The sequence below is a fragment of the Pseudomonas fluorescens genome (assembly GCF_012974785.1).
GTDB classification, from domain to species: Bacteria; Pseudomonadota; Gammaproteobacteria; order Pseudomonadales; family Pseudomonadaceae; genus Aquipseudomonas; species Aquipseudomonas fluorescens_BT.
The window spans coordinates 2,142,620-2,167,686 of sequence record NZ_CP027561.1 but is presented as its reverse complement, the minus strand read 5'-3'; the positions used below and the strand labels follow the sequence as shown (position 1 = coordinate 2,167,686).

General features: G+C 60.4%; 19 protein-coding genes and 4 tRNA genes. 5 read left to right on the top strand and 18 right to left on the bottom strand.

The features are described from left to right. Positions 1-206: 206 nt before the first annotated feature. From C6Y56_RS09645 to leuC, 6 genes are all read right to left on the bottom strand, one after another. On the bottom strand, positions 207-1,217 hold the full coding sequence (locus C6Y56_RS09645) for an aspartate-semialdehyde dehydrogenase (protein WP_169429653.1): 1,011 nt from the start codon (positions 1,215-1,217) through the stop codon (positions 207-209). 113 nt (positions 1,218-1,330) lie between these two features. Next, positions 1,331-2,443, bottom strand: coding sequence for an aspartate-semialdehyde dehydrogenase (asd, locus tag C6Y56_RS09640; RefSeq protein ID WP_007956451.1), 1,113 nt, complete (start codon positions 2,441-2,443; stop codon positions 1,331-1,333). 66 nt (positions 2,444-2,509) lie between these two features. Further along, positions 2,510-3,592, bottom strand: a complete 1,083-nt coding sequence (gene leuB, locus C6Y56_RS09635; RefSeq protein WP_039770158.1) for a 3-isopropylmalate dehydrogenase — start codon at positions 3,590-3,592, stop codon at positions 2,510-2,512. Between the two features lie 69 nt (positions 3,593-3,661). After that, positions 3,662-4,426, bottom strand: a complete 765-nt coding sequence (locus C6Y56_RS09630) for a class I SAM-dependent methyltransferase (RefSeq protein WP_169429652.1) — start codon at positions 4,424-4,426, stop codon at positions 3,662-3,664. Positions 4,427-4,564: 138 nt separating this feature from the next. Then, the gene (gene leuD / locus C6Y56_RS09625) at positions 4,565-5,209 is read right to left on the bottom strand and encodes a 3-isopropylmalate dehydratase small subunit (RefSeq protein WP_169429651.1); all 645 of its coding nucleotides are present in this window, start codon (positions 5,207-5,209) and stop codon (positions 4,565-4,567) included. A gap of 11 nt (positions 5,210-5,220) precedes the next feature. After that, complete coding sequence (gene leuC / locus C6Y56_RS09620; RefSeq protein WP_169429650.1) at positions 5,221-6,639, bottom strand: 3-isopropylmalate dehydratase large subunit; 1,419 nt, start codon at positions 6,637-6,639, stop codon at positions 5,221-5,223. 140 nt (positions 6,640-6,779) lie between these two features. Between leuC and C6Y56_RS09615 the strand changes: the two genes are divergently transcribed. From C6Y56_RS09615 to C6Y56_RS09605, 3 genes are all read left to right on the top strand, one after another. Continuing rightward, positions 6,780-7,670, top strand: a complete 891-nt coding sequence (locus C6Y56_RS09615; protein WP_169429649.1) for a LysR family transcriptional regulator — start codon at positions 6,780-6,782, stop codon at positions 7,668-7,670. 69 nt (positions 7,671-7,739) lie between these two features. Then, positions 7,740-11,018 carry a PAS domain S-box protein gene (locus C6Y56_RS09610; RefSeq protein ID WP_169429648.1) on the top strand — a complete coding sequence of 1,093 codons (3,279 nt, stop codon included), beginning with the start codon at positions 7,740-7,742 and terminating at the stop codon, positions 11,016-11,018. 108 nt (positions 11,019-11,126) lie between these two features. Continuing rightward, the gene (locus tag C6Y56_RS09605) at positions 11,127-12,818 is read left to right on the top strand and encodes a molecular chaperone HscC (protein ID WP_169429647.1); all 1,692 of its coding nucleotides are present in this window, start codon (positions 11,127-11,129) and stop codon (positions 12,816-12,818) included. On the opposite strand, the gene C6Y56_RS09600 is transcribed toward C6Y56_RS09605, so the two are convergent. The 12 genes from C6Y56_RS09600 to gltX all read right to left on the bottom strand — a co-directional run bounded on the left by C6Y56_RS09600 (position 12,815) and on the right by gltX (position 22,223). After that, entirely contained in the window at positions 12,815-15,493 is a 2,679-nt protein-coding gene (locus tag C6Y56_RS09600; RefSeq protein ID WP_169429646.1) for a DUF805 domain-containing protein, read from the bottom strand. The genes C6Y56_RS09605 and C6Y56_RS09600 overlap by 4 nt on opposite strands. After that, positions 15,490-16,185: a DUF1266 domain-containing protein gene (locus C6Y56_RS09595; protein ID WP_169429645.1), complete on the bottom strand. Its 696-nt coding sequence runs from the start codon at positions 16,183-16,185 to the stop codon at positions 15,490-15,492. The genes C6Y56_RS09600 and C6Y56_RS09595 overlap by 4 nt, the downstream gene beginning before the upstream one ends. A 186-nt stretch (positions 16,186-16,371) precedes the next feature. Beyond that, on the bottom strand, positions 16,372-16,818 hold the full coding sequence (locus C6Y56_RS09590) for an Hsp20 family protein (protein WP_169429644.1): 447 nt from the start codon (positions 16,816-16,818) through the stop codon (positions 16,372-16,374). Positions 16,819-16,938: 120 nt separating this feature from the next. Further along, positions 16,939-17,898: a tRNA dihydrouridine synthase gene (locus C6Y56_RS09585; protein WP_169429643.1), complete on the bottom strand. Its 960-nt coding sequence runs from the start codon at positions 17,896-17,898 to the stop codon at positions 16,939-16,941. 34 nt (positions 17,899-17,932) lie between these two features. Beyond that, a complete protein-coding gene (locus tag C6Y56_RS09580) occupies positions 17,933-18,394 on the bottom strand; it encodes an acyl-CoA thioesterase (protein ID WP_169429642.1) in 462 nt (153 codons plus the stop codon). A gap of 47 nt (positions 18,395-18,441) precedes the next feature. After that, positions 18,442-19,275, bottom strand: a complete 834-nt coding sequence (locus tag C6Y56_RS09575; RefSeq protein WP_169429641.1) for an alpha/beta fold hydrolase — start codon at positions 19,273-19,275, stop codon at positions 18,442-18,444. 30 nt (positions 19,276-19,305) lie between these two features. Further along, entirely contained in the window at positions 19,306-19,845 is a 540-nt protein-coding gene (locus C6Y56_RS09570; protein ID WP_169429640.1) for a TetR/AcrR family transcriptional regulator, read from the bottom strand. Positions 19,846-20,026: 181 nt separating this feature from the next. Then, a tRNA-Glu gene (locus C6Y56_RS09565) sits at positions 20,027-20,102 on the bottom strand. 78 nt (positions 20,103-20,180) lie between these two features. Next, positions 20,181-20,256 (bottom strand) — tRNA-Ala (locus C6Y56_RS09560). Positions 20,257-20,309: 53 nt separating this feature from the next. Next, positions 20,310-20,385 (bottom strand) — tRNA-Glu (locus tag C6Y56_RS09555). Between the two features lie 79 nt (positions 20,386-20,464). After that, positions 20,465-20,540: transfer RNA gene (locus C6Y56_RS09550), tRNA-Ala, on the bottom strand. A gap of 201 nt (positions 20,541-20,741) precedes the next feature. Then, entirely contained in the window at positions 20,742-22,223 is a 1,482-nt protein-coding gene (gene gltX / locus C6Y56_RS09545) for a glutamate--tRNA ligase (protein WP_085711989.1), read from the bottom strand. Positions 22,224-22,453: 230 nt separating this feature from the next. Between gltX and C6Y56_RS09540 the strand changes: the two genes are divergently transcribed. Next, positions 22,454-23,503 (top strand): HlyD family secretion protein, encoded by a 1,050-nt coding sequence (locus C6Y56_RS09540; protein WP_169429639.1) that lies wholly within the window; start codon positions 22,454-22,456, stop codon positions 23,501-23,503. Continuing rightward, on the top strand, positions 23,493-25,043 hold the full coding sequence (locus C6Y56_RS09535) for an MDR family MFS transporter (RefSeq protein WP_169429638.1): 1,551 nt from the start codon (positions 23,493-23,495) through the stop codon (positions 25,041-25,043). The genes C6Y56_RS09540 and C6Y56_RS09535 overlap by 11 nt, the downstream gene beginning before the upstream one ends. The last annotated feature ends 24 nt before the right edge of the window (positions 25,044-25,067 follow it).

Below are 25,067 nucleotides of genomic sequence, written 5' to 3'. Positions count from 1 at the left end.
CTCTTCCTTTGTTTGAACGTTCCTCGGCCAGCGAGAAGATGTTGATTGTCGCTGCCGTAAGGCATTGCGCGCGACGACGACAGCATGCCGCGCGCGATCATTTCTTTGATGCCCCGGAAAGTCCCGGAGGGTATTACGTCATCAAGCGGTCTGGCCAAGCATAGCGCCCGGCTAGAATCAGTCGACAAATTGTTGCCAAGTATCTTTTACAGCAGGTCTTTTATCAACAACTCGGCCACTTGCACCGCGTTGAGCGCCGCACCTTTGCGTACGTTATCTGACGTCAGCCACAGATTAAGTTCCGACGGCTCGTCGACACCGGTGCGCACCCGCCCGACATAGACCACATCCTGCCCCACTGCGTCACCGACGGCAGTCGGATAATCGCCGGCCTCGACCAGCTCGATCCCCTCGGCATCTTCAAGCGCGGCATTGACCTTTTCCAGGTCGACAGCGTTCGCTGACTGCAAGGTCACGCTAAAGCTATCGCCAAAAAACACCGGGGCTTGAACGCAAGTTGCCGAAATCTTCAATGAAGGTTTGACCAGCACCTGACGCAGCTCGCGCACCAGACGCTTTTCCAGCATCGTGTGGCCTTGCGCGTCGGGCGTGCCGACCTGAGCCAGCAGGTTGAAAGCCATCTGCCGGTCGAAGAATGTCGGCTCCAGCGGACGCATGTTCAGCAGCTCGGCGGTCTGGCGCGCGAGCTCGGTCACGGCTTCGCGGCCTTGGGTGGAAACCGCCAGATTGGCGGTGACATGCACATATTGCAGCTCGATCAGATCGAGCAGCGGCGCCAGCACCACGGCCAATGTGGTGGCAGACGGGCTCGGGCTGCTGACCTGGAACGGCACTTTCAAACTCGCCAGCACAGCGGCATTGGCCTCCGGCACCACTTGCGGCGCCTGATCCGCCGGCAAGGCGCCGGACAGATCGACCAGCGAGCAACCCGCCGCATGGGCGCGAGCCGCGTAACTCAGGGTGATGGCCGGGCCGGCGGCAAAGAACGCCAGTTTGACCTTGCTGAAATCAAACTCGTCGACTTCGCGCACTCGCACGTTCTTGTTGCGAAACAGCACCGAGCTGCCAGCGGATTCACTGCTGGCCAACAGGTGCAGATTGCCGACCGGGAAGTCGCGCTCCTCGAGAATCTGCACAAGGGTTTCGCCGACAATACCGGTGGCGCCGATTACGGCAATATCAATGGGCTGGCTCATGGTGCGACCTCTGGTGGAACGGGGGGGAGCGGCACTTTACCGGGTGGCTGCCACGCAGGCAAAAAAAACCCGCGCCTCTTGCAAGGCGCGGGTTCTTTCATTGCGTCAAGCGATCAACGCTCCAGCAGGATCCGCAGCATGCGACGCAGCGGCTCGGCAGCGCCCCACAGCAACTGGTCGCCGACGGTGAACGCGCCAACGAACTGCGAACCCATGTTCAGCTTGCGCAGACGACCGACCGGTACGTTCAGGGTGCCGGTGACTTTCGTCGGGCTCAGCTCCTGCATGCTGATTTCACGCTGGTTAGGCACCAGTTTGACCCATGGGTTGTGCTGGCTGATCAGCCCTTCGATATCGGCGATCGGCACATCCTTGTTCAGCTTGATGGTCAGCGCCTGGCTGTGGCAACGCATGGCGCCGATGCGCACGCAGATGCCGTCGACCGGGATCGGGCTCTTGAAGCGGCCGAGGATCTTGTTGGTCTCGGCCTGGGCCTTCCACTCTTCGCGGCTCTGGCCGTTCGGCAGTTCCTTGTCGATCCACGGGATCAGGCTGCCGGCCAGCGGCACACCGAAGTTTTCGGTCGGGTACGCATCGCTGCGCATGGCTTCAGCCACACGACGGTCGATGTCGAGGATCGCGCTGGCAGGATCGGCCAGTTGATCGGCGACAGCGGCGTGGGTCGCGCCCATCTGCTTGATCAGTTCACGCATGTTCTGCGCGCCGGCGCCGGAGGCCGCCTGATAGGTCATGGCGCTCATCCACTCGACCAGACCGGCCTCGAACAGACCGCCCAGGCCCATCAGCATCAGGCTGACGGTGCAGTTGCCGCCGATGTAGTTCTTGGTGCCCGCATCGAGCTGCTGGTCGATGACCTTGCGGTTGACCGGGTCGAGAATGATGACGGCGTCGTCGTTCATCCGCAGGCTCGAGGCCGCGTCGATCCAGTAACCCTGCCAGCCGGCTTCGCGCAGCTTCGGGAACACTTCGCTGGTGTAGTCGCCGCCCTGGCAGGTCAGGATCACGTCGAGGGTCTTCAGCTCTTCAATGCTGTAAGCGTCCTTGAGCGGAGCAATGTCCTTGCCCACGGACGGGCCTTGGCCACCGACATTGGAAGTGGTGAAAAACACCGGCTCGATAAGATCGAAGTCCTGCTCTTCCAGCATCCGCTGCATGAGCACGGAACCGACCATGCCGCGCCAACCGATCAGACCTACACGTTTCATCGCAACTACACCTTCTTGAAAAGTGGGCCGCTGCTTTGTATTGAATTTCGCAGCGGGCCCGAGAGATTACAGATTCCGCAGCGCGGCGACTACTGCGTCACCCATTTCCTGCGTACCGACTTTAGTGCAACCGGTCGAAAAGATATCGCCGGTGCGCAGACCTTGATCCAGCACCACGCTGACCGCTTTCTCGATGGCATCCGCCGCTTCGTGCAGATTGAAGCTGTAACGCAGCATCATCGACACCGACAGAATGGTCGCCAGCGGGTTGGCGATGCCTTTGCCCGCGATGTCCGGCGCCGAACCGTGGCAAGGCTCGTACATACCCTTGTTATTGGCGTCCAGCGAGGCCGAGGGCAGCATGCCGATGGAGCCGGTGAGCATCGACGCTTCGTCGGACAGGATGTCGCCGAACATGTTGTCGGTGACGATCACGTCGAACTGCTTCGGTGCACGCACCAGTTGCATGGCGGCGTTGTCGACGTACATGTGGCTCAGTTCGACGTCCGGATAATCCTTGGCGACCTGCTCGACCACTTCCCGCCACAATTGGCTGGACGCCAGCACGTTGGCCTTGTCCACCGAGCACAGCTTCTTGCCACGCACGCGGGCCATGTCGAAACCGACGCGGGCGATGCGGCGGATTTCGCTTTCGCTATACGGCAGCGTGTCGTAGGACTGACGCTCGCCGTTTTCCAGGGTGCGGGTGCCGCGCGGTGCGCCGAAGTAGATACCACCGGTCAGCTCACGGACGATCAGGATGTCCAGACCGGCGACGATTTCCGGCTTCAGGCTCGAAGCCTCAGCCAGTTGCGGGTACAGGATTGCCGGACGCAGGTTGCCGAACAGGCCCAGTTGCGCACGGATTTTCAACAGACCGCGCTCAGGGCGGATGTCACGCTCGATGGTGTCCCATTTCGGGCCGCCCACGGCGCCCAGCAGCACGGCATCGGCTGCGCGGGCGCGGTCCAGGGTTTCGTCGGCCAGCGGCACGCCGTGCTTGTCGATGGCGGCGCCACCGATCACGTCATGGCTCAGTTCGAAGCCCAGGCTGTACTTGTCGTTGGCCAGCTCCAGCACCTTGACCGCTTCGGCCATGATTTCCGGACCAATACCGTCGCCTGGGAGAATCAGAATCTGCTTGCTCATGCTTTCCTCGTGTCTTCAGTCGGTGCGCCATCGACTGGCGCGCCCGGAAAAATACTTATCGTTCCAAGATTACTTTTCAGCCCAGAGCACCAGTACATCTGTACTGAACGAACCATCGGCCTCAATTTCAAAATAATCGCGTACTTCGTTGCCCATTGATTGCTGCAACTGGCGGATCGCGGCGCGCATCACTTCAGGCGTGCGCATGCGCTCGACCCAGCTGTTGTACTCCAGACGCAGGCGCTGACGCGTGGTGCTGCGGGTGTGCAGACCGGCCTCGCTGACCTGGCGCAGCCACTCACCGGCCGAATAATCGCGCACATGACTGGTGTCGCGCAGCACTTCGACGCTCTGCAAATAGGTGTCGAACAGCGGACTGCCCGGCGACAGCACATCGATGAACGCCGCCACGCCACCCGGTTTCAGCACCCGGCGCACTTCGCGCAAGGCCACGCCGAGGTCACTCCAATGGTGCGCCGAATAGCGGCTGAACACGAAGTCAAATTCGCCATCGGCGAACGGCAAACGTTCGGCGGCACCGTTGACCGTGGACACATTGCTCAAACCGCGATCCACGGCAGCGGCGGCCACCACATCGAGCATCTGCTGCGACAGGTCGTAGGCCACCACTTCCTTCACCAAAGGAGCGACGTGAAAACTCACGTGCCCGGCGCCGCAACCCAAGTCCAGCACTCGAGCCTCGCCCTTCCCCGCCAGCTCGGCCTGCAGCAGCGCAAATTCAGTGCCTTTAGCGTGAACGGCGCTGCTCAGGTAGGCGGCGGCCTGTTCACCGAATTGCTTTTGTACAACCTGACTGTGGGCGGTGCTGGTCATGGTCACATCCTGATAGCTGTGTTGTTTGGGCTGCCGCCTTCGCGAGCAGGCTCGCCCCCACATTTGAAATGCATTCCCCCTGTGGGAGCGAGCCTGCTCGCGATGAGGGCGGTACTGCCTACATCTTTTTCAGATCGATCACGCGTCGCGGAACAACCACGGCTGGCTCGCGCGATGTTTGGCTTCGAACGCCGCAATCGCATCGCCGTCCTGCAAGGTCAGGCCGATGTCGTCCAGACCGTTGAGCAGGCAGTGCTTGCGGAATGCGTCGATCTCGAAGCGATAGACCTTGCCGCTCGGGCTGGTCACGGTCTGTTCGCGCAGATCGATCTGCAACTGATAGCCCGGCTCGGCCTCGACCTGCTTGAACAGCTCGTCGACTTCGGCGTCGCTCAGGATGATCGGCAACAAGCCGTTCTTGAAGCTGTTGTTGAAGAAGATGTCGGCATAGCTCGGCGCGATGATGCTGCGGAAACCGTATTCTTCCAGCGCCCATGGCGCGTGCTCACGGCTGGAACCGCAACCGAAGTTTTCGCGGGCCAGCAACACGCTGGCGCCTTGATAACGCTCGGCGTTGAGTACGAACTCCTTGTTCAGCGGGCGCTTGGAGTTGTCCTGATACGGCTGCCCCACATCGAGGTAACGCCACTCGTCAAACAGGTTCGGACCAAAACCGGTGCGCTTGATCGACTTCAAGAATTGCTTCGGAATGATCTGATCGGTATCGACGTTGGCACGATCCAGAGGCGCGACAAGACCAGTGTGCTGGGTAAAAGCTTTCATGCTGCGCTCCTTTAGATCAATTCACGAACGTCGATGAAACGACCGTTCACCGCCGCCGCAGCGGCCATGGCCGGGCTGACGAGGTGCGTACGGCCACCGGCGCCCTGACGGCCTTCGAAGTTACGGTTGGAGGTCGAGGCGCAATGCTCACCGGACTCCAAACGATCCGGGTTCATCGCCAGACACATCGAGCAACCCGGCTCACGCCATTCGAAACCGGCTTCAAGGAAGATCTTGTCCAGACCTTCCGCCTCGGCCTGAGCCTTCACCAGACCCGAGCCTGGCACCACGATGGCCTGTTTGATGGTCGAGGCAACCTTGCGGCCCTTGGCGATCACAGCGGCAGCGCGCAAGTCTTCGATCCGCGAGTTGGTGCAGGAACCGATGAATACGCGGTCGAGCTGGATGTCGGTGATCGCCTGATTGGCGGTCAGCCCCATGTATTTCAAGGCGCGGACGATCGAGTCGCGTTTGACCAGATCCATTTCCTTGGCCGGGTCCGGCACGTTCTGATCAACGGCCAGGACCATTTCCGGCGAAGTGCCCCAGCTGACTTGCGGCTTGATCTGCGCGGCGTCGAGTTCGACCACGGTGTCGAAATGCGCGTCGGCGTCGGATACCAGGTCTTTCCAGGATTCGACCGCCAGATCCCACTCGGCGCCTTTCGGTGCGAACGGACGACCCTTGACGTAATCCACAGTCTTCTGGTCCGCCGCCACCAGGCCCACACGGGCGCCGGCTTCGATGGACATGTTGCAAATGGTCATGCGGCCTTCGATGGACAGGTCGCGAATCGCGCTGCCGGCAAATTCGATGGCGTGGCCGTTACCGCCGGCGGTGCCGATCTTGCCGATCACGGCCAGAACGATGTCCTTGGCGGTTACGCCGAACGGCAACCGGCCTTCGACGCGCACCAGCATGTTCTTCATTTTCTTGGCGACCAGGCACTGGGTGGCGAGCACGTGCTCGACCTCGGAAGTGCCGATACCGTGGGCCAATGCGCCGAAGGCGCCATGGGTCGAGGTGTGCGAGTCACCGCAGACCACGGTCATGCCCGGCAAGGTCGCGCCCTGCTCCGGACTGATGACGTGGACGATGCCCTGGCGCACGTCGTTCATCTTGAATTCGACGATGCCGTATTCATCGCAGTTGTCGTCGAGGGTCTGGACCTGCAAACGCGAAACCTGGTCGGCAATGGCGCTGATGCCGCCCTTGCGCTCCGGGGTGGTCGGTACGTTGTGGTCCGGGGTCGCGATGTTGGCATCGATGCGCCAAGGCTTGCGCCCGGCCAGACGCAGGCCTTCGAAGGCTTGCGGCGAGGTCACTTCGTGGATGATGTGACGATCGATATAGATCAGCGCCGAACCATCGTCGCGCTGCTTGACCAAATGCGAATCCCAGAGCTTGTCGTAGAGCGTTTTGCCGGCCATCAGACGTTTCCTCATCAGCTTGTTTCTATGCCCTGGGCTTATCAATAACCCTTTGGCTTGTGAGGCCGATCCTATGGGGTTAAATTGAATAACTCAAATTCATATTTTTTATGCTTTGGATAACCAACCGGAATACAACCATGGATCTGGCCAACCTCAATGCTTTTATCGCGATTGCCGAGTCCGGGAGCTTCTCCGGTGCCGGTGAACGCCTGCACCTGACGCAACCGGCGATCAGCAAACGCATCGCCGGACTGGAGCAGCAATTGAATGTGCGGCTGTTCGACCGACTGGGCCGTGAAGTGGGCCTGACCGAAGCCGGCCGGGCGTTGCTGCCACGGGCCTATCAGATTCTCAACGTGCTGGACGACACGCGCCGCGCCCTGACCAACCTGACCGGTGAAGTCACAGGGCGCCTGACCCTGGCCACCAGTCACCACATCGGCCTGCACCGTTTGCCCCCCTTATTAAGGGAGTACACCCGCCGCTACCCACAGGTTGCGCTGGATATTCAGTTCCTCGATTCGGAAGTGGCCTACGAGGAGATTCTCCATGGCCGCGCAGAACTGGCGGTCATCACCCTGGCGCCGGAGCCGCACACGCTGGTCAAGGCCACACCGGTCTGGGATGACCCGCTGGATTTTGTGGTCGCCCCGGAACACACATTGATCAGCAACGGCGCTGTCACATTGGCCGACATTGCCGGCCATCCGGCAGTTTTTCCCGGCGGCAACACCTTTACCCACCACATCGTTCAAAAGCTGTTCGAGGCTCAGGGCCTGACGCCGAACATCGCCATGAGCACCAACTATCTGGAAACCATCAAGATGATGGTGTCGATCGGCCTGGCCTGGAGCGTTTTGCCACGCACCATGCTCGACGATCAGGTGGCGCGCATACCTTTACCGGGCATACAACTCAGTCGCCAGCTAGGCTATATCCTGCACACCGAACGGACGCTGTCGAATGCTGCTCGGGCGTTTATGGCCCTGCTGGACGCGCAAATCGATCTGCCAGGGACTCTCGGCTGACTTGTGCTACTCCTATAGAGCTGCCGTTCCCTGTGCCTAATGCCCAAATCAGCTCAAGGCCCCTTAACAATGCCGAAATCTGTTGACCGTATTCCGCCGATGCCGCGTATTCAGGCCATTGACCCACGGCGTTCCGAACAGAGCTGGGAGAGCGCGCCGCAATTGCTCGCGGCGCTCAACGGCGCCCGCCTCGGCGCCTGGTATTGGGACATCGAGCGCGGGCAGATCAGTTGGTCGCGGGGCACTCAGGCCTTGTTCGGCTTCGATCCACGGCAACCACTGCCCGAAGATCTTGAATACCTCGACCTGCTGCCGCCAGAGGACCGGGCAAAAACCATTCGCGCCTTCCACGCGGTGATTGCCGGCGCGCCACTGGAACAGGCGATGCACCATCGCATCCGCTGGCCCGATGGCAGCCTGCACTGGCTGGAGATCAATGGCAGCCTGCTGCCGGACAAGCATGGCCGCCCCCGAATGATCGGGGTGATCCGTGAAATCACCCATCAGCGGCAACGGGAACAGGCCCTCAGCAGCTCGGAGAAACGTTTTGCGACACTGTTTCACCTGTGCCCGAACATGGTGCTGCTGACCCGCCAGGAAGACGGCCTGATCAGCGAGGCCAATCAGTATTTCGAAAGCCTCTTCGGCTGGCCGGTGCAGAGCGCCATCGGTCGCACCACCCTTGAACTGGGCCTGTGGGTGCACCCCGAGCAGCGGGCGGAGCTGGTCAAGAAGACCAAGGCCAAGGGTGAACTGATCAGCATGGAGGTGCAGTTTCGTGCCAGCAACGGCCAGGTCCACGACGGTATTCTCAGCGCACAGAAAGTCGAGCTTGAGGGCCAGCCTTACCTTTTGAGCACGTTTCTCGACACCACCGAACGCAAAGCCGCCGAACATGCGCTCAAGGACAGCCAGGAACGCCTCGATCTGGCGCTGGACTCGGCGCAACTCGGCACCTGGGACTGGCACATCCCCAGCGGTATGCTTTACGGCTCGGCGCGGGCCGCGCAATTGCACGGACTGGAACCGATTCCGTTTCACGAATCGTTCGATGAATTCTTTGAAGGCGTGCCCGGCGAAGAGCGCGACAGCATGCGCGACGCCTACCGCAGCCTGCGCGAGGGCCCGGCGGGCAACTATCAGCTGACGTATCGCGTGCAGTTGCCGGACGGCAGCTCGCGCTACCTGGAAAGCCGCGCCCGCCTCTATCGCGACGAAAACGGCGCGCCGCTGCGCATGGCGGGCACCTTGCTCGACATCACCGATCAGGTCGAACGCGAACAACGCCTGGTGGCTTCCGAAGAGAAATTCGCCACCCTGTTTCAGGTCAGCCCCGACCCGATCTGCGTCACGCGCCAGGAAACCGGGGAATTCATCGAAATCAACTCCAGTTTCACCCAGACCTTCGGCTGGAGCGCCACTGACGTGATCGGCCACACCGCCGAAGAAATCGGTCTATGGGACGCCTCGGCGAAAAGCCTGCAACGCATCGAACGGGTGATCCGCGAACAGGGCCTGAGCAATGTCGCGATCATCGTGCAGCACAAGGACGGCCAATCGTTGACCTGCGTGATTTCCAGCCGCCAGATCAGCGTCGGCAACCAGCCGTGCATTGTCACCACGCTGCGCGACATCACCCAGCAACAGCGCTCGGAAGCGGCGCTGAAGGCCAGTGAAGAGAAGTTCGCAAAGGCGTTTCACTCCAGCCCCGACGCCATCACCATCACTGAACGCGACACCGGACGCTATCTGGAGGTCAATGACGGTTTCTGCCGCCTCACCGGCTATCGCGCTGACGAAGTGGTGGGCAAAACCGTGTATCAGGTGGGTATCTGGGCCGAGGAAAAGCAGCGTTCGGCACTGCTCGCCGAGCTACAGATCAAGGGCCGCGTGCACCATCAGGAAATGCTCGGGCGCAACAAGCGCGGCGAGATCCTGACGGTGGAAGTCTCGGTAGAGCCGATCACCCTCAACGAAACCGCGTGCCTGCTGCTCACCGCCCGGGACGTCAGCCTGCTGAAGAACGCCGAAGCACAGATCCGCCATCTGGCCTATCACGATCCGCTGACCAACCTGCCCAACCGCGCCCTACTGATGGATCGCCTGAGCCAGCAGATCGCCCTGCTCAAGCGCCACAACCTGCGCGGCGCTTTGCTGTTTCTCGATCTGGATCACTTCAAGCACATCAACGACTCGCTCGGCCATCCGGTCGGCGACACGGTGCTGAAAATCATCACCGCGCGGCTTGAGGCCAGCGTGCGCATGGAAGACACCGTGGCGCGGCTCGGTGGCGATGAATTCGTAGTGTTGCTCAGCGGTCTGGAAGGCACGCGCAACGAAGTCAGCGCTCAGGTACGCGAGCTGGCCGACACCATTCGCGAGTTGCTGTCGGAGCCGATGTTCCTCGACGGCCAGCGCCTGCAAGTGACGCCGAGCATCGGCGTGGCGCTGATTCCCGATCACGGCTCGACCCCGACCGATCTGCTCAAACGCGCCGACATTGCGCTGTACCGGGCCAAGGATTCGGGGCGCAACACCACGCAGATGTATCACAACACCATGCAGAAAGCGGCCAGCGAACGGCTGCGCATGGAGACCGACCTGCGTCTGGCGCTGTCCCGGGGCGAATTCAGCATGCATTTCCAGCCACAAGTGGACGCCCGGGACAACCGCATCATCGGCGCCGAAGCATTGGTGCGCTGGAATCACCCGGAGCTTGGCGCGCAATCGCCCACCGAATTCATCAAGGTGCTGGAGGACAGCGGGCTGATTCTGGAGGTTGGCACCTGGATCCTCGATGAGGCCTGCGAAGCCTTCAAGCAATTGATCGCCGAAAAGCTGATCGATCCTCTGGCCTTCAGCCTGTGCGTGAACATCAGCCCCCGGCAGTTCCGCCAGAACGACTTCGTCGAGCGCATCGAGCGCAGCATGAGCAGCCATGGGCTGCCCTGCTCGCTGCTGAAACTGGAGATCACCGAAGGCATCGTCATCCAGAACCTGGAAGACACCATCAGCAAAATGCGTCGCCTGAAAAAACTCGGTGTGAGCTTTGCCATGGACGATTTCGGCACCGGCTATTCATCGTTGACCTATCTGAAGCGATTGCCGGTGGACACGCTGAAGATCGATCAGTCGTTTATCCGCGACGCCACCAGCGATCCCAACGACGCCGAAATCATCCGCGCCATCGTCGCCATGGCCCGCAGCCTGGAACTGGAAGTGATCGCCGAAGGCGTGGAAACACCCGAGCAGTTGGAGTTCCTTCAAGGGCTGGGCTGCCATTTGTATCAGGGCTATCTGCACAGTCGGCCGGTGGCGCTGGAAGTGTTGAAAACCTTGCTGGAGTGAGCAGACACCTGCAGTTGCATTGCGCCGGTGTTGATGCCAGACCGGTAATTGCCAGGGTTGGCGACAACCTGTAGGGTCGCGTTTTTTCGCGCTGTTTCGAGATCGATCATGCAGGATGCAACCCTCTCCCGCCCGGCCCTGCTGGGCATTGACCTTGGCACCACCAACAGTTTGATCGCCGTCTGGCAGAACGGTCAGGCCCGGTTGATCCCCAACGCACTCGGCGACGTGCTCACACCTTCGGTCGTCAGCCTCGATGAGGATGACACCATTCTCGTCGGCAAAGCCGCCCGCGCCCGACTGACCACACATCCGGAACGCACTGCCGCCGCGTTCAAGCGCTTCATGGGCAGTGAAAAGCGTCTGGAACTGGGAGGACGCTCATTCAGCCCGGAAGAACTCTCGGCGCTGGTGATCGGCTCACTCAAACAGGATGCCGAGGCTTTTCTCGGCCACCCGGTTTCTGAAGCGGTGATTTCCGTGCCGGCGTATTTCAGTGACGAGCAACGCAAACGCACGCTGTTCGCTGCCGAACTGGCGGGCCTGAAAGTTTCTCGGCTGATCAACGAACCGACCGCCGCCGCGATGGCGTACGGTCTGCACGAACAGAAATTCGAACGCACGCTGATCTTCGATCTGGGCGGCGGGACTTTCGATGTCACGGTGCTGGAATATGCGTTGCCACTGATTGAAGTGCATGCGTCCACCGGTGACAACTTTTTGGGTGGTGAAGACTTTACTGCGGCCTTACTGCAGGACTGCCTCAAGACGTGGCAGCTCAACCCCGCGCACATTGAAGCCCAGAATCTGGCCAGCCTTTGCGACGCCCTTGAACAACTCAAGTGCAAGCTCGCCGAGGGCACTCAAACCCTGAACTGGCGCAATGGCGACAGCTCGTATGAATGGACGCTGGACGAAGCGACAGCGCTAAAGGCCTGGGAACCGTTTCTGACCCGATTGCGCGCCCCCATCGAACAGGCCTTGCGCGACGCCCGGCTCAAGCCCCGAGACCTCGACAGCCTGGTGCTGGTGGGCGGTGCCACACGGATGCCGGCGGTGCAGCAGATGGTGGCCACACTGTTCGGACGCCTGCCTTACCGACACCTCGACCCGGACACGATCGTCGCACTGGGTGCGGCGACGCAAGCGGCGTGCAAGGCGCGCGATGGTGCGGTTGAGGAACTGATCCTGACCGACGTCTGCCCCTACACCCTGGGAATTTCGACCAGCCGCGGAGAAGGCATCAGCGGTGCTTTTTCACCGATCATCGAGCGCAATACCGTTATTCCGACATCCAGGGTGCAGCGCTTTTACACCACGCATCCGAAACAGGAGAGCATTCGCATCGCGGTCTACCAAGGCGAACGTCCTTGGGTGCGCGATAACATTTTCATTGATGCCTTTGATGTACCGGTGACTGCAAGCGAGCAGATCCAGGCTCTGGACGTGCGTTTCAGCTACGACATCAACGGCTTGCTCGAGGTCGACGTCAACCTGCTGGACAGCGGCGAACGTCACAGCCACAGCATCGACCGAAGCCCGACCGGGCTCGACGAACAATCGCGACAAAACAGTCACGACCGGCTCGCCGCCCTGAAAATCCACCCCCGCGACGCCCTGCCCAACCGGACGCTGCTGGCAAGGCTGGAGCGCGCGTGGACGCAAAGCCTGGGAGACGATCGCGAACGCATTGCCGACTGGCTGGACACGTTCACCACCGTGCTCGGCAGCCAGCAATCGGAGGAAATTGCCAGTCACCGGTCACAACTCAACAAAGCACTGGATCAACTTCGCCTCTAACCAATCAGCCGTCGCAGCGTGGCCTGCAAACCGCCGGGCAGTGTGTCGTCCCCCACACTGTCCGGTGGCATGCCATACCGATTGGGTAACGTGTCACCGGGAAATCCGAACAATATCAGCGGCAAGAAAGGCAGTACCGGCGACAACACCGCGATGATCAGCAAGGTGGGAATCCCTCGCCCCATGTCATGCAAGCGACGCAAAATCGCGCCGAGCAGAAACGCTGCGCCCAACAACATCACGACGATACCGGCCACGGGCGTACCACTGAGCAACGCCGCCAAAGGTGTGATCAGCACAGCGCCAATCACCTGCCAGATGAATGCGCCTCGACCCAACCGCGAGCCCAAACGCCAGAACGCTGAAGCCGGCGTCGGTCGGGTGTCGCTCTTGGCCTGCAACAAACGTTCACTCCACGACAACAGCGCGCTGAAGGCAAAACGCAGACCGAGGCCATTCTCGGGATTGTCCTTGGCTCGCTGCATGCGCAGCAGCATTTTCTGCCGTGGCACACCGGCACTGCCGTAACGCACCAATCCCTTGAGCGCATCCACAGCCAGCCCAAAAGCATCACTGCTGATCCCTTCTTCTTCCAGAGGCGCTGAAGGTGGATGCGGCGGCTCACCCTTGATCAAACCATGGCGGAAGCCATCGAACCAGTCCTGTGGATTGACGACCTCGGTAATCCTGTCGAGCAGGTATTTTCGCTGCTGGGCATCCAGCAGAGGATCGTGATACAGCACGCCCCCCAGCAACATGCGCCCGAGCAAATCGTCATCGAACGCCCTGATATCGCTGCGCATGCACTCGAACAAGCGGTCGTTGCCCAGCAACCGTGCACTGTCGAGCGCCTCCTGAGCGCTCAACAGCTGACGGGCAAGCATGGCATGCACAGGATCTGCCGCTTGCAGCCACCCGAGCAGACCGCTGGCACTGCCCTGTTCGCGATTCAACCGACAGAGCAACGGTTGTAAACGCGCCAGAGGATGCTCCCGCACTACATTCATCGAGTCGACGCAATGCGCCGACTGCGCGCCCAGCCAGCGCACCGGCTGGTCGAGCGTCGCCAGCAGATACAGGGCCTGACGATGCCATTCCCACACATCGCAACAACCATCGAGGGCGGGAAGCAACATGCCTTGTCCGGCGAGTTGTGCCTGCAACTTCAGTCCGTCGAGCAGCGTGTCTTGCTTGCCGAGGCCGAATGCCTCATCCAGTCGGGCCAACGAACGGGCGTCGTAGGCTCGCAAGCGACGCATCCACAGCAGACAAAGCGCCAGCGGTTCGCCCGTTTTCAACACCGACTCAAGTTCAGGTTGCGCCGAGTTGCTGGCCAGAAATGCTTTCAGTGCCAGCGGAATCGGCGCCTGAGTCAACCAACAGATTTGCTGATCGGCCTGATACTTGAAACCCTCCAGCACCAGTTGATCAAGGATGTCCGAAGCCTGCGGCGCCTTCATGATTCGTTGCAGCAAGGGCACATCACCCCGGTGCAGCGCCCAGGCGTGCTGGTACAGCGTCTGTAATGGCGGATCATCGCTGGCGACGATGAGCGATGCCAGCAACGGCAATTCATCACCACTGATACGCCATTCGACGAAGGCACCGGCAATGTCATCCAACTCAAGCTGTCGGGCGCGAAACCAGCGACCCAGTGTTTCCGGGCGTTGCGATGGGCTGCCATATTCCTGGGTGACATCACTCAGGTCATCGGACCAGTCACGGAAATTCTCGAGACGATCAAACGCCTGAATCAACAGCGGCAAACGCTGGGGTTGATGACGGGCACACAGTGCCAACAGCCAGTCGGCGGCCTTTGGGTGCTGATGTTCTCTCCAGAGCTGTACCCAGGCCTGAAGCGCCAACTCTTCCATTCCCAAGGCGCTGCGCTGGCACGCCAGCAGATAGAGCCAGTCGACATCCTGCGGCGCAAGCCGATGCCGTTCGTTGATAACGTCGAGAAGACTTTTGCTGGCGATGCCGGCCTGACTGAACTCAATGGCCAGACGCTGCAACAGGTCGTCGTCCGCCGGTAGCGGCACACAGGTGTGAAGGTTGGCGAAAAAGCGGTAATCATCCAGTGACGCATTACGGTAGAGATGATTCAGCGTGCGCAAATACCAGAGCGTTTCCAGTTGCGCGACGGCCGGCCATTCGCTCATCCGCGACGTATCGAACGGGTCCGACGCCTCAATACGCTGCAAGAACTCATCGACATGCCGGGCATTTTCGAAATCAAGATCGAGTACCCGGCTTGCCCATCCCATGCGCTGGGCGAGCAAGCGTGCGCAGACGTGGGAAATGGGACCTGCGTCGAGCAACTCGCGCAGCAAAGGCCAGCAGACCTCATCCAATACTTCCAGCGGCACTTGATCAAGCTCAAGATTGAAGGCCTGCCACGCCGCCGGAGTGAATCGACGCGCAGGATCATTGAGCAACGCATCGAAGTCACTCAACAACTGATCGCTGGCACTCAACTCGTTGTCGGCTGGCGCATCGGCATCGGCCTCGTCTTCACGGGCAAAGCGCAAGGCGATTTCATAAGCTTCGCGCAAGGCCTGGAAACCTTCCGGATCGGTTTCAGGATGGTGCTGAGGCAAACGCGCGCGATAGGCGCCACGAATGGCTTCATTGTCTTTGGTGGGCTCGATACCCAAGCGAATCCAGCAGCTCATGACCAGTCGAACTCCCCCAGAGACTCAGGGCGTTCCGGCAGATGCAGGGGCATGTCCCAAGGCAATTGTGCAAATAGGTCGCGAGCGTCGCGATCCAGCTTCGTGATGACCACTGTCGTGCCGATGTAGTCGCCCTGCCGGTCATACTCGTGGGCCAGTTCCTCATCCTTGTTGCCGAGGCAATGCCAGAAGGCCTTGCCAATGACAAAAGCGTTCAGATAACTGGCCCAACTGTCGTAGTAATACCGCGCACGCGCCGCCATGCGACCGTGTAACCAGAGGCTTTCGGTAAGGTCGATCCAGCCGTGCAGCACTGCGGAGCGCAGCAGAAATCCCATGCGCCCGATATCCCAGGCGCGGATGCCACCGACGCCACACTCTCCGAACGTACGGCTGGCCAATTCGTAAAACGCCCGTTGCCGACTGTCCAGCGTTTCGATCAGCGCTTGCCACTCGGAAGGCAGGCAGCGCTCCCATTGACGGTAGGCTTCGTTCAATCGCGTGGCGTGGCCGTTGTCAGCCGTGCGCAACATGTCCAGCAGCTGCGGGCGAGTGGTAATGCCCCACCCACCTTCGACATCGACATGCTTGAGGTCGAAACAATAGGTGGGTGCGGTGTAATCGGCATCGGGATTCAGGGCGACCAAAGGCGCAGAAAGCGCATACAGCCAGCGCTGTTCCATTTCGTCCATGAGAAAGGCTCCGGGACCGGCGGAAAATAGGGAGTGCCGGCCTTGTTGGCGCGGATTGTAAAGAGCCGGCAAAGCAGCGGCAAACCCTGAGATCGTTTTCTTGCGCCCACAAAAAAGGCCCCGACGTATCGGGGCCTTCATTCAGCGGCTTATCGCCTGTTCAGACGATTTGTTTCTGCAAGTGAATCAGTGTTGCAGCGCCGGCTTCTCCGTCCCGTTGATCGGGATGCGCTTGGCTTTCGCTTCTTCCGGGATCACACGCAGCAGATCGATGCTCAGCAGGCCGTTGCTCAGGCCGGCGGCCTTGATCTCGATGTGATCGGCCAGGCGGAAGGACAGCTTGAATGCACGCTGGGCGATGCCCTGGTGCAGGAACGTGACGCCTTCGTTGGCATCACGCTTGCCGCCACTGATGGTCAGCACGCCTTTCTCGACTTGCAGCTCCAGGTCTTCTTCCTGGAAACCGGCCGCCGCCACGACGATGCGGTATTGGTCGTCACCGTGTTTTTCCACGTTGTAAGGCGGATAGGTGCTGCCTGGCTCGTTGCGCAGGGCGGTTTCAAACAGGTCGTTGAAACGGTCGAAACCAACCGAGGAACGGAACAGTGGAGCGAGGGAAAATGCAGTACTCATGGTTCAAATCTCCTGAAAACAATCAGCAAGTTTTTTTGTCTCCGCGACCCGAATTCGGCATCGCGTAACCCTTAAATAGGGACCTGCGTTTTGTTTTCAAGAGCGTATTTGAAGATTTTTTCAGGCCGCTTCGACGACCGGCAAACCCAGTAAACGCGAGACTTGATCCGGCTCGGTCTCCCGGCGCAGCACGGTAAACAGCTCGGTGGCCTCGGGGTAATTACGGGTCAGCATGGCCAGCCACTGCTTCAAACGGCCCGGTGATTGACGAGCGGTCATTTGCGCTTTGGCTTGCAGCCAGAAGTCCTGGATCAGCGGCAGCAACTCGTCCCAGGTCATCTCGACGACGTCCTCGCCGGCACGGGCGGCAGCAATCTGTTTGGCCAGATCCGGGCGCGATACCAGACCACGACCGAGCATGATGTCTTCGACACCGCTGATTTCCCGGCAGCGACGCCAGTCTTCAACGCTCCAGATGTCACCGTTGGCGAACACCGGCACCTTGACCACGTCCTGCACGCGCGGAATCCACTCCCAATGCGCTGGCGGCTTGTAACCGTCGACCTTGGTCCGGGCGTGAACCACGATGTGTTCGGCGCCGCCCTCGGCCAGCGCCGTGGCGCACACCAGCGAGCCGTCAGGGCTGTCGAAACCCAGGCGCATCTTGGCGGTGACAGGAATGTGTGCGGGCACGGCACGACGGACGTGTTCGACAATCTGGTTGAGCAGTTCCGGCTCCTTGAGCAGCACCGCGCCGCCACGGGACTTGTTGACGGTCTTGGCCGGGCAGCCGAAGTTCAGGTCGATCACTTCAGAACCGAGTTCACAGGCCAGCGCGGCGTTTTCCGCCAAGCACACCGGATCCGACCCCAGCAGTTGCACGCGCAGCGGTACGCCGGATGCGGTACGGGCACCGTTGAGCAGTTCAGGGCCGAACTTGTGGAAATAGGCCGGGGTCAGCAACTGGTCGTTGACGCGGATGAACTCGGTCACGCACCAGTCAATACCGCCGACACGGGTCAGGACATCGCGCAGGATGTCGTCGACCAACCCTTCCATCGGCGCCAGAGCAATTTGCATGGAAACACACACTCAAGGAAAAACGTGCGGCAGTTTACTGGGTTTCGCGGGTTAAACCCATGTCCGCTGTCCGGATGGCCGGACCGTAACCTTCAATGAACTCGGCGGGCATGCGCTTGGGCTTGCCGGTGGACAGCTCGATGCAGACAAACGTGGTCTGGGCGCGCAGCAGCGTGGTGTTGTCGCTGGGGCGGATCAACTGGAAGTGACGGGTCATTTTCAGGCGCTGATCCCAATCGACGATCCAGGTCGCCAATTGCAGTTCGTCACCTTCGTAGGCGGCGGCCAGATAATCGATTTCGTGCCGTACCACCGCCATCGCCCGATCCAGGCGACGGTACTCGACCAGATCCAGGCCCAGCCGCTGCGAGTGGCGCCAGGCGCAACGTTCAAGCCAGGAGACGTACACCGCGTTGTTCGCGTGCCCCAGCCCGTCGATGTCCTCGGCGCCTACTTGCAGATCAATGGTAAACGGCGTTGCCCGATCCCAGCCCATGCCCTACTCCCGGTCAAATGATTCAACCGAGGCAGTGTAACGGATGACTACGCCGATTGCCGCGCCTGAAGGCTGCGCCCGGCGAGCAGTGATAACACGCCATCAATCACCCGAGGGTCGGCCAGTACACGCTGATGGCCGCCGGATTCCAGACGCAGCAGTCGGCTGTCGAACCAGGATTCGTGGATCAATCGGGATTCCTTGACCGAAACGAAGGTGTCGTCTTCGGCATGCACGATCAGCCCCGGCATATCCAATTGATAGTGGGCGACGTCGAGGGTCGCGGCGCGCATGCCGACGTCCTGTTCGACCTGGCGGATGAAAGCAGAACGCGCTCTGGGCGGCATGCCGACGTAGCGGGCAAATCCGCGCAACACGCCCAGAATTCGGGCCGGCGCGGCAATGCTGACCAGGGTTTCGGTGCGCAGCCCCAGTTGCACCGCGAGCATGGCGCTGGCGCCGCCCATGGAGTGACCGATGACAGCCTGCAACGGAGGCAATTCGGCGGCGGCTTCGAGCATCGCCCGGGCGAACAGCACCACGTTGGCTTCACGCCCCGGCGAGCGACCGTGGGCCGGGCCATCAAGCGCGACCACGGTGTAGCCCGCTTCGACCAGCGCCGTGATCAACGCGGCAAACTGGGTAGGCCGCCCTTCCCAGCCGTGCATCAGCAAGACGGTCGGGCCTTGCCCCCAACGCAGGGCCGAAAGACCGAAGCGCAAGGTGATGCGTTCGGATTTGGCCAGCAGCGGCAATTCCCAGTCCCGCGGTTTATTCGCGCGGGGCGTCATGAACGCCAACCGCATTTTGCTCGCCACCAGTTTCGGTGCGAACCAGCCCAAGGTGCCATTAACGCCGCGAACCCACTTCAACGTGCTCATCGCTCTCTCCCCGGGCTTGTAGCCTTCAGGTCAACGCACCGCCGACTTGGCAGCGCGCAGCAATCGATCGGATAAATCCCCAGGGCCCAACGCCCTTGCGAGCGCCAGGCCACCTACCATCAGGGCCACGTCGGCCAATGCTTTGTCGGTGTCTTCAGGGCTTGAAGCCAACTGCGCGATCATCAGTTCCAAGTGTTCGTTCAGTGCTATGCGAAATGCCTCCGGTAGCCGCCCCAGCTCACCGATAGACGCCGGGATCGGGCAGGCCGAATCGCTGGAATCACGATGTTTGCGCGACAGGTAGAACGCCGCCACCAGAGCGCGGCGTTCTTCACCGGTCAGCTCGCTGTCCATGTCGGCAATCAGGTCGCGACGACGACCAAGCAATTGCTTGAACGCCTCAAGCATCATGGCGTCCTTGCTTTCGAAGTGCGCATAGAAGCCACCGACAGTCAGACCGGCCGCCCCCATCACTTCACCCACGCTCGGCTCGGCCGGGCCACGCTGGATCAGCGCGGCGCTGGCAGCCTTGAGAATGCGTTCGCGGGTTTGAGCTTTTTTGTCGTTCATCGTTGCCTCCGAATATTACGATTAGAATATTATTCTCATAATAATATTCTGCAAGTCGAAAATATGACCGCTGGTCTGAAGCACAGTTTAAGGAAAAAGGAGATTTGGCCAAACGCCAGACAAACAAAAGGGCCATTCAATAATTGAATGACCCTTATAAATCCCGCAGAGCGGGTAATCGTGGCGTCCCCTAGGGGACTCGAACCCCTGTTACCGCCGTGAAAGGGCGGTGTCCTAGGCCACTAGACGAAGGGGACACAAACCTTCTATACAACTGATCAGTGCTGAGTGCTGATCGCTTCAAGGCCGGTGTGGCCAGACCTTGAAGTGTAAATTGGTGGAGCTAAGCGGGATCGAACCGCTGACCTCCTGCATGCCATGCAGGCGCTCTCCCAGCTGAGCTATAGCCCCGGATTTTTCGCCTCGCGGCGGAGCGACATTTTGCAACATCGCTTCTGTAAAACTGGCGTCCCCTAGGGGACTCGAACCCCTGTTACCGCCGTGAAAGGGCGGTGTCCTAGGCCACTAGACGAAGGGGACGCAAACCCTTCTATACAACTGATCAACGCTGAGTGTTGATCGCTTCGAAGCCGGTGTGGCCAGGCTTCGAAGTGTAAATTGGTGGAGCTAGACGGGATCGAACCGTCGACCTCTTGCATGCCATGCAAGCGCTCTCCCAGCTGAGCTATAGCCCCTCATCGTTGATGTCATCGCTGAGGACGGGGCGAATCTTAAGGGCGTATCGAAAGGCTGTCAAACTTATTTTTGAAAAATTTCAAAATTTTTTGTCGGCATTACAATCACTTACCGCCCTCCCCCCGTAAATTCGGGGAAAACGCCGAAGGACGGGATCAAAAGATCCTGGCCTTCGGCGCGTCCTGCAGAGTCAAACGCAATCAGGCGATAGCGCCCAACAGCTTTTCCCACTCTTTGTTTTCTTTCTTCGACACGCCGCCCAGCAGGTCAATCGCCTGGCGCAGACGGAAACGGGTCAGGTCCGGCCCGAGGATTTCCATCGCATCGAGCACCGACACCGAACTCGCCTGCCCTGTGATCGCGGCAAACATCAGCGGCATCGCATCACGCAGCTTGAGCTCAAGGGATTCGACCACCGCCTGAATCGTTGCGGTGATGCTGTCCTTCTCCCACTGACGCAGGCTTTCCAGCTTCCACAGGATCAGTTGCATCAGTTGACGAACCTGATCGCCCGAAAGTTTTTTCGACTCGAACAGCTTGGCATCCGGATTCACGCCACCGGCAAAGAAGAACCCGGCCAGCGGTGCAACCTGGCTGAAGGTTTCGACGCGGCCCTGAACATGCGGCGCGATCTTCATCATGTATTCGGAGTTGAACGCCCACTTCTGCACACGAGCGGCAAACTCTTCCACCGGCAGATCACGCAGCCACTGGCCGTTGAGCCACGACAGTTTCTCGATATCGAAGATCGGCCCGCCCAGCGACACACGCTTGAGGTCGAAATTGTCGACCATTTCCTGCAGCGAGAACTTCTCGCGCTCGTCCGGCATCGACCAGCCCATGCGTCCCAAGTAGTTGAGCATCGCTTCAGGCATGAAGCCCATGCGCTCGTAGAACGTCACCGAGGTCGGGTTCTTGCGCTTGGACAGCTTGCTCTTGTCCGGGTTACGCAGCAGCGGCATGTAGCACAGCTCCGGTTGTTCCCAGCCGAAGTATTCGTAGAGCAGGATCAGTTTCGGCGCCGACGGCAGCCATTCTTCACCACGCAGGACGTGGGTGATGCCCATCAGGTGGTCGTCGACCACGTTGGCCAGGAAGTACGTCGGCAAGCCGTCGGTTTTCATCAGTACTTGCATGTCCATGCGATCCCACGGGATCTCGACGTCGCCGCGCAGCATGTCCGGCACCACGCAGACGCCTTCGGTCGGCACCTTCATGCGGATCACATGGGGTTCGCCGGCAGCCAGGCGACGCGCGACCTCTTCCTTGGACAGCAACAGTGCCCGACCGTCGTAACGCGGGGTTTCGCCGCGAGCCATTTGCTCGGCACGCATCTGATCCAGCTCTTCGGCGGTGCAGAAGCACGGGAAGGCGTGGCCCATGTCGACCAGTTGCTGGCAGTACTTCTGGTAGATGTCACCGCGCTCGCTCTGACGGTACGGGCCGTGCGGGCCGCCGACGTCCGGACCTTCGCTCCAGTCGATACCCAGCCAGCGCAGGGCGTCGAAGATCTGCTGTTCGGACTCGCGGGTCGAACGCAACTGATCGGTGTCTTCGATCCGCAGGATGAACTCACCGCCGTGCTGCTTGGCAAAGCAGTAGTTGAACAGTGCGATGTAAGCGGTACCTACGTGAGGATCCCCGGTAGGCGATGGCGCGATGCGAGTGCGGACGGTGGTCATGGCATGTCTCGAAAAGAATGAAAAGCAAAGAACAATCAAGCGGCGAATGGTAACAGGCGACACCCGCCCCGCTCCAGCGGGCAGGGCATTTAAGCCAATTTTGCGTCTGCAACGCCCGTAGGCCGTGATGAATGGCCAAATATCAACAGACGGCATTTACCGCTCATCGGCTGTATGCCAGATTCGCCCGCTGATAACTTTTCTTACAATTCCTCGACTACAGTTTGCCCATGCCTGCCCAACTCAAGCGTCGCCTGTTCATTTTCCTGCTGCTCGTCCTGCTGATTGCCGGGGGCTTTTTCGCTCATTGGTTTTTCAAGGGACGCTTTTATGAAAGCACCGACAACGCCTATGTCCAGGGTGAAATCACCCGCGTGTCGAGTCAGTTGAGCGCACGCATCGACGAAGTCCTGGTGCAGGACAACCAGCACGTGGAAAAAGGCCAGTTGCTGGTGCGTCTCGAAGGCGACGACTTCCGCCTCGCCGTCGATCGCGCCAACGCCGCCCTCGCCACCCGTGAAGCCGAGCGCCTGCAAGCCCAGAGCAAACTGACCCAACAGGCCAGCCTGATCGCCGCCAGCGAAGCGCAAGTGGCAACCACGCAAGCGACACTGGGCCGCTCGCAGATCGATCTGTCCCGCGCAGAAGCACTGCGCAAACCCGGTTTCGTTTCCGAGGAACGGGTCACCACCCTCTCCGCCGACGCCCACATCGCCCGCTCGCAAGTGGCCAAGGCCCAGGCCGATGCGCAGAGCCAGCGCCAGCAGGTCAGCGCACTGAGCGCCGAAATCAAACGCCTCGATGCGCAGATCGCCAATGCCCGCGCCGACCTCGCCCAGGCCGAGCTGAACCTGACCCGCAGCGAAATCCACGCACCGATCAGCGGCCTGGTCGGCCAGCGCGCCGCACGCAATGGGCAGATTGTTCAGGCCGGCGCGTATCTGCTGTCGATCGTTCCGGACGAAGACATCTGGGTGCAGGCCAACTTCAAGGAAACCCAGATCGGCCACATGCAACCGGGGCAGAAGGCCGAGCTGATCTTCGATGCCTACGGCGATACGCCGATCGAAGCACGGGTCGACAGTCTGTTCGCAGCTTCCGGTGCGCAGTTCAGCCTGTTGCCGCCGGACAACGCCACCGGCAACTTCACCAAGGTCGTGCAGCGGATTCCGGTCAAGCTGACCTTCAAGGCCGATAACCCGCTGCACGGCAAAATCCGTCCGGGCATGTCGGTCACCGCCACCGTGAATATCAAAGACGCCCCGGATAATGGCCGGTGATCAACTGATCCGCCCGGTCGGCGAACCGACCCGGCGGGACTGGATCGCGGTCATGAGCGTCATGCTCGGCGCGTTCATGGCGGTGCTCGATATCCAGATCACCAACTCGTCGCTCAAGGACATTCAGGGCGCACTGTCGGCGACGCTGGAAGAAGGCTCGTGGATTTCCACCTCCTATCTGGTGGCGGAAATCATCATGATCCCGCTGACCGCGTGGCTGGTGCAGTTGCTTTCGGCGCGGCGGCTGGCGGTGTGGGTATCGCTGGGGTTTCTGATTTCGTCGTTGCTGTGCTCGATGGCCTGGAGCCTCGACAGCATGATCGTGTTCCGCGCCATGCAGGGCTTCACCGGTGGCGCGCTGATTCCGCTGGCCTTCACCCTGACCCTGATCAAACTCCCCGAACACCACCGCGCAAAAGGCATGGCGATGTTCGCCATGACCGCTACCTTCGCCCCGTCCATCGGCCCGACCCTCGGCGGCTGGCTCACGGAGAACTGGGGCTGGGAATACATCTTCTACATCAACATTCCGCCGGGGCTGATCATGATCGCCGGGCTGATGTACGGCCTGGAGAAGAAAGAAGCGCACTGGGAACTGCTCAAAAGCACCGATTACACCGGCATTCTCACGCTGGGCATCGGCCTCGGTTGTTTGCAGGTCTTCCTTGAAGAAGGCCATCGCAAGGACTGGCTGGAATCGAGCCTGATCGTGACGCTGGGCAGCATCGCCCTGCTGAGTCTGATCACCTTCGTGATCGTGCAGATTTCCAAGCCCAACCCGCTGATCAACCTCGGCATCCTGCGCAATCGCAACTTCGGGCTGTCGAGTATTTCCAGCCTGGGCATGGGCGTCGGGCTGTACGGTTCGATCTATCTGCTGCCGCTGTATCTGGCGCAGATCCAGAATTACAACGCCTTGCAGATCGGCGAAGTGATCATGTGGATGGGCGTGCCGCAGCTGTTTCTGATTCCGCTGGTTCCGAAACTGATGAAATTCGTGTCGCCGAAATGGCTGTGCACCTTGGGGTTCGGTCTGTTTGGTCTGGCGAGCTTCTCATCCGGCGTACTTAACCCGGACTTTGCCGGGCCGCAGTTCAATCAGATCCAGATCATCCGCGCCCTCGGCCAGCCGCTGATCATGGTCACCATTTCATTGATCGCCACGGCCTATATCCTGCCGCAGGACGCGGGCTCGGCGTCGAGCCTGTTCAACATCCTGCGCAACCTCGGTGGCGCCATCGGCATCGCCCTGCTCGCCACCCTGCTGGATGCGCGCACCAAAACCTACTTCGATTACTTGCGCGAAGCCGTGGTGCCGACCAATCCCCAGGTGGCCGAACGCCTGGCGTCGATGACCGATCGGTTCGGCAGTGACACGGCGGCTTTGGGCAAGTTGAGCGAGATCGTTCATCAGCAGGCGCTGATCATGGCCTACAACGATGCGTTTCATTTTGTCGGGATTGCGCTGGGGATCAGCATGCTGGCGATCTTGCTGACCAAGAAACTGCCCGCCGGCCTGAAGGCCGGCGAGGCACATTAACCTTGAGCGGACGCAGAGCGTCCA